The organism is Ruminococcus sp. (assembly GCF_019423705.1).
Classification (GTDB): domain Bacteria; phylum Bacillota; class Clostridia; order Oscillospirales; family Ruminococcaceae; genus Hominimerdicola.
In genome coordinates this window covers 74,091-85,921 of sequence record NZ_JAHZAX010000004.1, presented here as the reverse complement: position 1 = coordinate 85,921, position 11,831 = coordinate 74,091, and the positions used below count along the sequence as shown (strand labels likewise).

At 48.2% G+C, this 11,831-nt stretch carries 9 protein-coding genes; all 9 read right to left on the bottom strand.

Going from position 1 to position 11,831, the window contains the following annotated elements; genetic code table 11:
* Window positions 1-9: 9 nt before the first annotated feature.
* The 9 genes from QZ371_RS04505 to hemA all read right to left on the bottom strand — a co-directional run bounded on the left by QZ371_RS04505 (window position 10) and on the right by hemA (window position 11,590).
* Window positions 10-1,383, bottom strand: a complete 1,374-nt coding sequence (locus QZ371_RS04505; protein ID WP_295210024.1) for a glycoside hydrolase family 32 protein — start codon at window positions 1,381-1,383, stop codon at window positions 10-12.
* A 215-nt stretch (window positions 1,384-1,598) separates the two neighbouring features.
* Window positions 1,599-3,539, bottom strand: a complete 1,941-nt coding sequence (locus QZ371_RS04500) for a PTS beta-glucoside transporter subunit IIBCA (RefSeq protein ID WP_295210023.1) — start codon at window positions 3,537-3,539, stop codon at window positions 1,599-1,601.
* A gap of 260 nt (window positions 3,540-3,799) precedes the next feature.
* Window positions 3,800-4,789, bottom strand: coding sequence for a LacI family DNA-binding transcriptional regulator (locus QZ371_RS04495; protein WP_295210019.1), 990 nt, complete (start codon window positions 4,787-4,789; stop codon window positions 3,800-3,802).
* 121 nt (window positions 4,790-4,910) lie between these two features.
* A complete protein-coding gene (hemL, locus tag QZ371_RS04490; RefSeq protein ID WP_366558697.1) occupies window positions 4,911-6,158 on the bottom strand; it encodes a glutamate-1-semialdehyde 2,1-aminomutase in 1,248 nt (415 codons plus the stop codon).
* 24 nt (window positions 6,159-6,182) lie between these two features.
* On the bottom strand, window positions 6,183-7,151 hold the full coding sequence (gene hemB / locus QZ371_RS04485; RefSeq protein WP_295210015.1) for a porphobilinogen synthase: 969 nt from the start codon (window positions 7,149-7,151) through the stop codon (window positions 6,183-6,185).
* Window positions 7,152-7,340: 189 nt separating this feature from the next.
* Window positions 7,341-8,840 (bottom strand): uroporphyrinogen-III C-methyltransferase, encoded by a 1,500-nt coding sequence (gene cobA / locus QZ371_RS04480; RefSeq protein ID WP_295210012.1) that lies wholly within the window; start codon window positions 8,838-8,840, stop codon window positions 7,341-7,343.
* Window positions 8,837-9,724, bottom strand: a complete 888-nt coding sequence (gene hemC / locus QZ371_RS04475; protein ID WP_295210009.1) for a hydroxymethylbilane synthase — start codon at window positions 9,722-9,724, stop codon at window positions 8,837-8,839. Before hemC ends, cobA begins: the two co-directional genes overlap by 4 nt.
* Before the next feature lie 4 nt (window positions 9,725-9,728).
* Window positions 9,729-10,385, bottom strand: coding sequence for a bifunctional precorrin-2 dehydrogenase/sirohydrochlorin ferrochelatase (locus tag QZ371_RS04470; protein WP_295210006.1), 657 nt, complete (start codon window positions 10,383-10,385; stop codon window positions 9,729-9,731).
* A gap of 2 nt (window positions 10,386-10,387) precedes the next feature.
* Complete coding sequence (gene hemA, locus QZ371_RS04465) at window positions 10,388-11,590, bottom strand: glutamyl-tRNA reductase (RefSeq protein WP_295210003.1); 1,203 nt, start codon at window positions 11,588-11,590, stop codon at window positions 10,388-10,390.
* Window positions 11,591-11,831 lie beyond the last annotated feature (241 nt).

Here is an 11,831-nt window from a genome sequence, read left to right as displayed (position 1 = left end):
TTCCCCCTTTCAGAAGTCCCAAACCTTTGCGTCAAAGCCCTTTACAGCCAGCGAAACTTTCTCATCGGGATAAAATCTCGTTGACATTACCACCTCGCCACCGTTGAGATAGACCTCAATGCTAGACATATCCGCAATAAGCCTTATGCTTTCGACCTTTGCGACCTCAGCATTTCGCACCTTTCGGCCGCTGCCGTACTTTTCATCACTAAACACCATCGAAAACAGCCCCTTTGCGCTGTCAAATCTAAACTCAAGCTTGCCGTCAAAGTCGATAGCAAAATCGCCCTCGCCTTTAGTCTCGCCCTCAAGCTCCAATGGCAAAGGATATTCTTTCACCTCGCCGTCCAAATGCTCCCTTTCGCTCTTTCTAAGCTCTTCAAACTCAGCGATAGGAAGCTGTCTAAGCTTTCCGTCCTCCCCAAGAGTTATCTCTCTCGGCAAAGTCAAACAATGCTGCCAGCCAAGGTCAACAGTCGCATTGCCGTAAGCCTCGTTGTCCATTCCAAGCCAGCCGATCAAAATACGCCTGCCCTTGCAGTCCTCAAAAGTCTGCGGCGCATAAAAATCAAAGCCCATATCCCATTCGATAAAATCACCGAGCTGACTGTCCTCCAGCCTGCCATTAACGGGAAAATAGCCCGACTGATTAAGGTTCTGCCACTTTGTTTCAAAATGCTCCATACCCTGTGGGCAGGTGCTCAAAAAGCCCTTTCCGCCCACCTCGAAATAGTCGGGGCATTCCCACATATAGCCATAGCCGTCCTTGAAAACTTTCGCCGTAAAAGTCCAGTTCACAAGATCCTCCGACTGATAGACCAGCACTGCGCCCTTGTCATCGAGAGTTCTCGCACCAAGCACCATTTTCCAAACCGCTCCGTCTTTCCAGACCTTCGGGTCTCTGACGTGGCAGGAGCAGTAATCGGGATAATCGCAGTTTTTGAGCAGCACCTGCTTCTCGCTCATATCGCTGCCGTCCGTTGTGGTGACGTGGATAACATTCGCCCCACGGCCGGCCGTAACGTAATCATAATCGCCGATGAATTTCACATTGCCCGTGTAAAAAATATGCAGAACACCGTCATTTTCGACAGCGCTGCCCGAATAAACGCCGTTTGCGTCCTCCGCAATGCTTGGCATCATAACCGCCCTGTCGTACTGCATATGGAAAAGGTCTTTGCCGTGATAATGTCCCCAGCCACGAGGGGTCTTGCCGTCGGCTCTTTCGGGGCTGTACTGGAAATACACCTGATATTCGCCGTTATAACAGCTCAAGCCGTTAGGGTCGTTGAGCCAGCCGTCGGGAGGCTCAAGGTGAAATCTCTGACGCCACTTTGCGTTTTTAATGCGCTCTCTGTTTGCGATCTTTTCTGTATTGTTCATTTTTATCTCCTTATATCTTTAAAACCTTACCGATATTTACAAATTAATCTTCGATGAATTACAAATTTCCGATATGGTGCATTTGCAGCTCCTATATCAAATTATACAGAAGCCGCAAACTGTTCTCGCAAAACCAAATGCAAAATGCAACCATATCTAGGATATATTATGAAGTATGGATAGCTAATTGATTCGCAATATACAAATATGCGATCTTACGCCATAACCTTGAGCAGCTTTTCGCCCATTGTGATGTCGCAGTCCTCCTCTGCCATTGGCTCAACGGAAGCGTAATCGTCCGAATTGCCCACCAGTACAGGGGTGATAGTCTTGTAGCCCTTGCTCTTTATGAAGTCGATATCGAATGTGATAAGGGTCTGTCCTGCTGTGAAGCGGTCGCCCTCTGCGATGTGCGGCTTGAAGCCCTCGCCCCCAAGCTCAACGGTATTGATACCAACGTGGATAAGCAGCTCCTTGCCGCTGTCAAGTTTAAGGCCTATTGCGTGATAAGTGTCGAAAAGGGTTTCGACTGTTCCGCTTGCTGGGGCGATAACTTTGCCCTCTGACGGCTCGATAGCAGCGCCAAGTCCGAGTATACCCTGCGCAAATGTGTCGTCTGGAACATTTTCAAGCTTTACTACCTTGCCGCTGAGCGGTGCGATGATAACGCTGTCGTCAACTGCCTCGATAGCAGGAACGCTCTCTGTGTTTGCTGTATTTGCTGTGTTGTTTGTATCGTCAGACTTCTCAGACTTTTCAGCCTTTTTGCCTCTGATCTGCTCATTATTTGTGCCAAAGAACCAAGTGAGGATAAAGGCAACGCCCATTGCAATAACCATTGAGATTATGTACTTAACAGGGTGATTGAGTGTGAGCAGGATAGCGAAAATGCCAGTTACGCCTGTTGCCGTTGCACCAAGGTGAAGGATAGAAGCTGCCATAGCGCCTGCTGCACCGCCGATAGCGCCGAAAATGAAAGGCTTAACAAATCTAAGGTTAACACCGAATATAGCAGGCTCTGTGATACCGAGCATACAAGAAAGTGCGGAAGGATATGCCATTGATCTTACCTTGTTATTCTTGCTTCTGATAGCGACTGCAAGGCAGGCAGCGCCCTGTGCCATATTTGCAGCGGAAGCAAGCGGCAGCCAGTATGTAACACCGTATTTTGCAAGCTGACCGATATCAATAACAGTATACATATGGTGAATACCTGCAACGACTGTTGTCGAATAGAAGCCGCCCATAATAAACGAGCCAATGCCGTATGGTATCATTATAAGCTTCTGAACACCTGTGATAATGCCGTTTTCAAGGGCAACGAATACAGGGCCGATGAAAGTGTATACCGCAAAAGCCGTAACAGTAAGGCTCACCAGCGGTGTAACGAACAGGTCGATTATATCGGGCACGACCTTGTGAAGCTTCTTTTCAATCTTTGCAAGAATAAACGAAGCGATTATTATGGGGATAACGTGACCCTGATAACCTACCATATGAACGTTGAAAAGTCCGAAGATCGAGAAGGTCTTTTCATAGCCCATTGTTGAAACTGTCCAAGCGTTTTGCAGATCGGGGTGTATAAGGAACATTCCGATAACAGCGCCAAGATATGGGTTTCCGCCGAACACCTTTGTTGCCGAATAGCCGATAAGGATAGGCAGGAATGTGAACGCCGCATTTGAAAGCAGCTTGAATATCGTAAATACATAGCCGTCCGTGTCAAGGCTTATGAAGCCGTTTGCCGACATAAAGTTCAGCGCCTCCATAATGCCCATTATAAGTCCGCCTGCAACGATAGCAGGGATTATTGGAACGAAAACGTCGCCCAAGGTCTTGATAAGTCTCTTGAACCAGTTCTGCTTCTGCGCAGCCTGCGCCTTGAGATCGTCCTTTGAAGCAGCTTCAACGCCTGCCTCTGCGATAAATTCATCATACACCTTGTTGACTGTTCCCGTGCCGATGATTATTTGAAGCTGTCCCGAAGCCTCGAAAACGCCCTTTACAACGTCGATGTTCTCAAGGGTCTCTTTGTCGACTTTATTATTGTCGGCGATTATAAGCCTTAATCTTGTTGCGCAATGTGCTGCGCTTGCGAGATTTTCCTTGCCGCCGATAGCAGAAAGAATTTCCCGTGCTGACTTTCTGTAATCCATAATATCCCGTCCTTTTTATGTATTTTTTATTTTTTGTCCGGACTGAAATTCTGCAACGGTTTCACAAAAAATGTGGTACCAATTTCACTGTCTATATTATATTACATTTGCCCCTTTATGTCCATTGACAAATAATATAAACTTATAGACCCCTCTTGTATGGTTTCACACAGTTTCACATTTCATTTGTCATTTTGTTGCATTTTTGCACAAGAAAACAAAAAACGGCCGAGATTTCCCAGCCGTAAAAAATATATACCCTATTTCATCGCCGTCGAATCACGCTCGATTATCTCATAATCAAGGGTCAGCGTTTTCGGCACAGGGCTGTTCTTTTTAAGTGAGGAGAGCAGCATTTGCGCCGCCTCGATACCTGCGGTCTTGTAATGAAAATGCGCCGAAGTCAGCGTTGTGGACATAACCTTGCAGAGCTGCGAATCGCCAATGCCTGCGATCATAATATCTTCGGGAACTCTCAGCCCCTTTTCCTTGCAGCAAAGCATTGCTCCTGCGGCGATAGTATCGGTTGCGCAGAAAAGAAAATCGGGGGTCTCATCGTTCTTGATAATGGCCGCAGCCTTTTCATATCCCGAATCCATTTTGAACTCAGCCGTCGCCATATTCTCTTTTTTTATCTCCATTCCATAGTCCGCCAAAGCCTGCAAAAAGCCCTCTTTTCGGGCAAGTCCTGCCGCCTTGTCCTCCTCCGTCACGCCGATGAAAGCAGGGCGTGTGCGGCAATTTCTTATCATAAGCTCCGTTACGCCATAAGCCGCCTGCCTGTCGTCGTGGCAAACGCAGCTCAGCCCACGATATTCCTGCCCCACGATCACAACAGGGACGTGCATTTTTTTGAGCACAGCCTCGTGCAATGGCGTAAATATCGAAGCCAAAAATATCACGCCGTCCACACGATTATTTCTAAACAGTTCGAGGTATTCCACTTCCTTTTTAGGGTCGTTTGCGGCGTTCACAAGCAGCAATTGATAGCCCTGCTCACTGAGCACACGGCTTATGCCCTCCACCTCTTTTGAAATGCTCTCACTGGAAAGTTTCGGTATTATCACGCCAACAAGCTTTGTTATCCTTGTGCGGACGTTCTGCGCCTGCGTGCTCGGCGAATAGCCCGTTTTTTTCACGGCGGCTTCAATAAGCTTTCGCTTGTCCTCGCTGACATAGCCGTCGTTGAAATATCTGCTCACCGCCGATTTCGACACCCCTGCAATGCTGGCAAATTCTGAAATGTTCATAATTATTGTGCTCCTTATTTCACAAAATTCACGTTAGGTTTCACATCAGTTTCATATGAAACCATTATAACATACATTGTGTGAAATTTCAATAGGTTTCATATGAAACCGTCTCGCATTTTTAAAGAGAAGAGATAGTTGTAGATATATCTTCATCGTTGTGAGCATATGAAACAAACATCGCTTCAAATTGTGAGGGGGCAATGTAAATGCCATTTGAAAGCATATGGCGGTAAAATTCGCCGTAGCGTGCGGTGTCGCAGGCTCTTGCTTCATCATAGCTTTTTACCTTTTTGTCGGTGAAAAATACTGTCATAAGTGAGCCAAGACGATTGACGTTCAGCCCCTTTGCCTCCATTGCCGTCTGGAGCGCCGCACTCTTTTCATCAAGTTTTTGGTAAAAATCGGGGATATTTTCTATCTGCTTTATGGTCTCGATACCGGCGGCAACTGCGCAGGGGTTGCCCGAAAGCGTGCCTGCCTGATAGACTGAGCCGAGAGGGGCGACACATTCCATAATCTCACGCCTGCCGCCATAAGCAGCCAAAGGCATTCCGCCGCCGACTATCTTGCCAAGGGTCGTGAGGTCGGGGGTAACGCCGAAAAGCTTCTGCGCTCCGCCGTCGGAAAGTCTAAAGCCTGTGATGACTTCGTCGAAGATCAGCATTGCGCCATTTTTCTCTGTGATATCACGGAGAAATTGCAGAAAACCCTCCTCAGGCGGAACAACGCCCATATTTGCGGCGCAAGGCTCAACGATAAGTGCGGCGATGTCCCTTCCAAACTGGTCGAAAAGCTTTTCAACTGAGGCGGTATCGTTGTATTTCGCAAGGAGAGTGTCCTTTGTGCAGCCTGCGGTCACGCCTGCTCCCGAGGGGATAGACTGTGTCATAAGTCCCGAACCGGCTTTGACGAGCAGTCCGTCAGAATGTCCGTGATAACAGCCCTCGAACTTTATGATCTTGTCACGGCCTGTGAAGCCCCTTGCGGCTCTTATTGCGCTCATAACGGCTTCTGTGCCGGAATTTACAAGGCGGAGCATTTCCATTGAGGGGAAGTTCTTTTGGATAAGCTGGGCAAGGGTTATCTCGCTCTTATGGCAAGCGCCGAATGTCAAGCCCTTATCGCAGGCGGCCTTTACGGCGTTTATGACAGGCTCGCAGCAATGGCCGAGAATGTTCGGCCCCCAAGAGCACACATAGTCGATAAATTCATTGCCGTCCTCGTCCCATATCCTCGAGCCTTTGGCGTGGTCGATAAAAAGCGGAACTGTGCCAACGGCCTTGCAGGCTCTTACAGGGCTGTTCACTCCACCCGGCATAAATTCGCAGGCGGTCTTGTAAAGGGCTTCGGACTTTGCGGTATTCAAATTCAAGTTTAAATTTGCCATTTTTTACTCGTCCTCCTTTATCCATTTTGCCACGTCAAGGGCGTGATAGGTGATGATGATATCTGCGCCTGCACGCTTTATGGCGGTCATATTTTCCATAACGATACGCTTTTCATCTATCCAGCCAAGCTGTGCGGCGGCCTTGACCATTGAGAACTCTCCGCTGACATTATATGCGGCGATAGGCAATTCAAAGCGCTGTCTTGCTTCTTTTAGCACGTCAAGATAAGCAAGGGCAGGCTTTACCATTACCATATCTGCGCCCTCTTCGATATCGTCCTCGATCTCACGAATAGCTTCTCTGCCGTTGGCAGGATCCATTTGATAGGACTTTCTGTCGCCAAAGCCCGGTGCGGACTCTGCGGCGTCACGGAATGGCGAATAATATCCCGAGGCGAACTTTGCGCTGTATGACATAATAGGTATATCCGCAAGGCCGTTTTCATCGAGGGCGGCTCTTATAGCCTCCACTCTGCCGTCCATCATATCTGAGGGAGCGATGATATCTGCCCCTGCTTTTGCAAGGCCAACAGCCATTTTGCTGAGCAACGGCAGGGTCTCGTCATTGAGTATCTTTTCACCGCAGACCATTCCGCAATGGCCGTGGCTGGTGTATTCGCAAAGGCAGACGTCGGCAATTATAAGCAGATTGGGATAGTGCGCCTTGATATATCTCACCGCCTGCTGAGTAACGCCATTGTCGTTATAGGCCTCTGAAGCAAGCTCATCCTTGTGCTTTGGGATACCGAAAATAAGCAGTCCCGAAATGCCGCTTTCGGCTATCTGCGGCAAAATCTGCTCCAGATTATCAACGGAATACTGATAGACCGTGGGCATTGAGTCAACGGGCTTCATAATGTCCTCGCCCTCTGCGACGAATATGGGATAGATAAAGTCCGCAGGGGAAAGCCTTGTTTCACGAACCATTCTTCTCATTGACCCATTTGCTCTTAAACGTCTGAATCTTCTCATTTTTATGCGCTTCCTTTTTATATAGTATATAAAATAAATTATAATTTGTATGACAAAACAGGTGTAGCATATAACAGCTAAACGATATAAGTCCGAATTTGCCAAACAAAGCAATCAACCAACGTGCGAACATAAATTGTTGTGAGCCTTGTCGAACAACAATTTTCGCCCCTACATATAAGCTTAATATTATTTAGCATTGTCCCTTTGTACCAGCTCGATTATACCCTCTGTCGTGCTGACTTCGGGGATAAGGGGTGAATTTATGCCGAAATTTGCAAGTTCTTTGGCGGTCACTTCGCCGATAGCAACGCTTTTCGTGTGGTCGGAAAGCTGTCCTCCGCCGCCGAAAAAGCTTCGCACGCCGCCAGCGCTTGCGAATATTGCATAGTCCGCTTGTATAACTTCACCGCCGCCATAACAAGGCTCATAGGTGTGGATATCCTCAAATGCTATGCCATTTTGCTCCAGCGGCTTTAAAAGCTCAGCCGAACCCTCTGAGGAACGCAGTATGCAAAGCTTTTTACCATTTGCGATATTCTGCGCCAAAGCTTCGCCAAAGTCGGCAGAGTTGTACTTTTCAGGCACAAGGTCGGGGATAAGGCCTGCGTTTTCAAGCTTTTTCGCCGTTCCGCTGCCTATTGCCGCAATTTTCACTCCGCTCAATCTTCGCAGATCAATGCGGAAGTCTTTAAGGCGCTTGATGAAAATTTCTGCGCCGTTGGGACTTGTCAAAGCTATCCAATCAAACTCCCCTGCGGCGATATTTTCAAAGGCGTTTGCGACTTTTTCGCTCTTGTTTTCAACGATATCAAAACCGCCACAGCGATAGGCATATGCGCCAAGGTCGCCGAAAGCTTTGATAAGCCGTTTTGCAAGACCCAAGGTCGAAGTTATTGCCGCTGAAACGCCGTACAATGGCGGTATATACGTTGGCGAAAGATCATATGCGGCGGTATCTCCAACCACCGTCACCGCTGGGGGAAGGATATTCTCAGCCTGCGCTTTTTCGGCAATGTCACCAAGAGTTGCTCTGACCGATCGCTGGTCGGCTGTTGCGCCTTTTGATATCACCGCCGCTGGAGTGTTGGCGCTCATTCCGCCCTTGATAAGGCGATGGGCGATATCGGTGAGATTTCTCAGCCCCATAAGAAACACCAGCGTTCCGCCACATTTTGCGTAGCTTTCAAGCTGTTCGGGCAAAAGATCGTCGGCGGTGTGGCCTGTTATAACGTGGAAACTTCTAGCCGTTCTGCGGTGCGTGACGGGCACGCCTGCAAGCTCGGGTGCTGTGACCGCCGACGTAACGCCGGGGATAAGGCTATACGGGATATTGTTTTCACGCAGAGCCATTATCTCCTCGCCGCCACGGCCGAAAACGAAAGGGTCGCCGCCTTTGAGCCGCAGCACAATTCCGCCATTTTTCACGCTTTTGGCCTTTTCCACCAGCAGGGCGTTTATATCCTCCTGCTTTGCGCTGTGGTGTCCTGCACGTTTGCCGACGCAGATTTTCTCGCAGCCCTCTTTACAAAAATCAAGCAGCCGCTTATCTATAAGGCTGTCAAATACCACCACATCGCAGCTTTTGACCGCTTCAAGCCCACGGACTGTTATAAGATCGTGATCGCCGCAGCCTGCCCCTGCCAATATCACCCTGCCTGCGGTATTGATCGTATTATTTTTGCTCATAGCTTTTTCACCAGCTCTCCTGCCAATCGGATATGCTCGCCTTTTGCACATTCGCCGCTCGCATATCTGCCTTTTCCATCTGAGATAATAAGCTTTGCCCTGCCGTTTTCGATAGAGCAGAACGCCCCCACTGGAACTGTGCAGTCTGCGCCGAGAAGCTTAACGACTTCACGTTCGGCCTCAAAGCTTTCCATTGTTGGCTTGTGGGAAATGGCGTTCGCAACCTCTGCGGCAAAGCTTTCAATGCGGCATTGCACCGCTATTATCGCCTGACAAGGGGCAGGGATAAACTCATCGGCGGTGAATTTTTTCACCTCATAATCCGCCATTGAAAGCCCCAGCCGCTCTATGCCTGCGGCACAAAGTATTATGCCGTCAAAGTCGCCGTTTGCAAGCTTCCCAAGGCGTGTGTCAACATTTCCTCTGATATTCCCAAAGCGGACGTTCGGATAAAGCTTCAAAAGATTTTCACGGCGGCGCTTACTGCCTGTGCCTGCCAAAAAGCTTTCGTCCTTTGCGATAGATCTGCCTTTTTTTGTTATAAGCATATCACGATAGTCGCCACGCTCCAAAACGCCGCATACCGCCGTGCCCTCTGCAAGGTCAACGGGCAGGTCTTTTGCGCTGTGGACGGCCATATCTATCTCACAGGCCTTGAGAGCGGTCTCGATCTCACCCACAAAAACGCCCTTTCCGCCGATGACTTCAAGGGGCTTGTCAAGTGTTCTGTCGCCCTTGGTGGTGAATGGGATTATCTCGATCTTGACCTGCGGAAAAAGGGCTTTTATGCGCTCCGCCACAAGGCTTGTCTGCGCCATTGCAAGGCGGCTTTTTCTTGTGCCTATTTTAATGGTATGGTTAGTATAATTGGTGTTATCTGCCATATTATCATTCGACCCCATTTCCCGAATATTCTGAACTTATCATAATGATATCAAAAAGCTGTTCCGGCGAAAGCTTTTCAAGGGCGGTGTCGTCAAGCTCAAGGCAGAGCTGCAAAGCGTTCGCCATAAACTCTTTGCGAGCCTTTTCCGTCTGGATATTTTCCAGCACGATATCACGAAGGCCGCCCATTATATCGCAAATCTGCGCCGTATTGACAGGGATATCGTCCTCGATAGTTTTTCGCAAAAATCCTGCCAATGTCGGGCTTTTTCCTGCGGTGGAAATTCCAATGCAGGCGTCGCCCTTATTCACAAGGGCTGGGAAATAGAATGTGCAATTCTCAGGGCTGTCAACCACATTACATAGGATATTATGCGCTTTGCAAAGCTCAGAAATACGGCTGTTAAGCCCTTCATCACCTGTGGCGGCGATAACGAAAGCCTTGCCTGCGATATCATCGTCACAAAATGGGCGCTCTTCAAGATTCACAAGCCCCTTTGCTGCAAAGGCTTTTATCTCCTCTGCGGCTGTGGTAGCCGTCACCGTGATGAGGGGCTTGAAAGGCAGAAGCTTTTCTATCTTCCGCAAAGCAACCACTCCGCCGCCCACCACAAGGCAGGGAGAATTTTCAATATTCACAAAAAACGGAAAGTACGGCATTTTTATTTTCCTCCCTGCTTCGGTTTGTCAAAATTGTCTAAGATCTCAAGATCGTTCAGCACTTTTATCACCTGCAAAAATGCGTCCCCCGAAAGCTCTGATTTCAGCTTAAAGAAAAGCTCCTTTGCGGAAAGGCGCTCCAGATCGGCTTCCATAGCCGAAAATCTCGGCAGGAAGCTGTGGAAAGCAAGCTGTTTTTTCAGCTCGTCCATATCCTCTTCTATCATCGCCTTGGCTCTTTCAACGCTGTCAAGCTTCTGAGCGTTGTTTTCCTCCGCAAGCTTTGAGAAATAGTCGATATCAACAAGCTTTGCGCCCTTATCTGTCACCGCAGGGTCGATATCGTTTGGCACGGCAAGGTCGATAAAAAGCTTTGGCATTTGGGTTTCGGCTGTGTTTATCCTATCCGCCGTGAGGGTGAAATGAGGGCTGGTGGTGGCAGATATCACGCAATCACACCTATTTATATAGTCATAGCGCTTGTCATAGGGGATAATTTCAAGCGAGGGGTTCTCTGAGGCAAGCTCAAACTCTCTGTTATGGCTGCGAGAAGTTGCAAGCACCTTGACATTTTTATAGGAAAGCAGGTCTTTGAGCAGACTTGTGCCTATTTTTCCGCTTGCGCCGATGAGCATAACGGTGACGTTTTCGCAAAGCTTTGCTGCGCATTTTGCCGCAAGGGTGGCGGTGGAGACGGAGGTCTTTGAAAGCTCAGTCTCGGTCTTGATACGTTTTGCCGTCGTAACGGCGCTTTGGAATATCATATTGCACTCCGCCGAAAGGGCGATACGCTCCTTTGAATAGGCATAGGCGGATTTTATCTGACCGAGTATCTCGTCCTCGCCTATGACCATTGATTCTATTCCGCAAGCAACGGAAAAAAGGTGCTTTACTGCGCCCTCGCCGCTGAATATCATAAGCCTGCGCTTTAGCTCTTCGGGGTCGATATGGTCGGCGATATTGTCGGAAAGAAGCTTTATTGCCGCTGAAATGCCGCCAAAGCAGTAAAGCTCGGTGCGATTGCAGGTGCAAAGGAGCACGGGGCTTTTATCCCCTGCGGAAAAAAGCAGCTTTTCACTGGTGCTGTCGCTGAATGTGAAAAGGCTGCGGAAATTTTTGTCGCAAAGCTTATAGTTTATGCTTATGCAATTAAAACGATCATATTCAACCCTGTTCAATAGTGAATGTGCTTTTATCTCCGACATTTTATCTCCGCCCCTGCTTTTTATGTTCTATATCCTATTATTCTTATATGTTTTAATATAACTAAATATATCACATATTCAATTCATTGTCAACGGCGGCAAATGGCGTTGTTATGCACTCATTTATGCGGTTTATATATAAAGCCAACAAAAGAATGCTTTTAATTATATCATTTGTGTAAAATTCACACAAAGTTAACTTAGGGCTATTGACAATCGGGGGCGGAGCGTTTATAATAAT

What these genes read in the sequence shown, in the direction of transcription:
- QZ371_RS04505 (WP_295210024.1), bottom strand. Translation starts at nt 1,383, where the DNA reads ATGAACAATACAGAAAAGATCGCAAACAGAGAGCGCATTAAAAACGCA.
- QZ371_RS04500 (WP_295210023.1), bottom strand. Translation starts at nt 3,539, where the DNA reads ATGGATTACAGAAAGTCAGCACGGGAAATTCTTTCTGCTATCGGCGGC.
- QZ371_RS04495 (WP_295210019.1), bottom strand. Translation starts at nt 4,789, where the DNA reads ATGAACATTTCAGAATTTGCCAGCATTGCAGGGGTGTCGAAATCGGCG.
- hemB (WP_295210015.1), bottom strand. Translation starts at nt 7,151, where the DNA reads ATGAGAAGATTCAGACGTTTAAGAGCAAATGGGTCAATGAGAAGAATG.
- cobA (WP_295210012.1), bottom strand. Translation starts at nt 8,840, where the DNA reads ATGAGCAAAAATAATACGATCAATACCGCAGGCAGGGTGATATTGGCA.
- hemC (WP_295210009.1), bottom strand. Translation starts at nt 9,724, where the DNA reads ATGGCAGATAACACCAATTATACTAACCATACCATTAAAATAGGCACA.
- QZ371_RS04470 (WP_295210006.1), bottom strand. Translation starts at nt 10,385, where the DNA reads ATGCCGTACTTTCCGTTTTTTGTGAATATTGAAAATTCTCCCTGCCTT.
- hemA (WP_295210003.1), bottom strand. Translation starts at nt 11,590, where the DNA reads ATGTCGGAGATAAAAGCACATTCACTATTGAACAGGGTTGAATATGAT.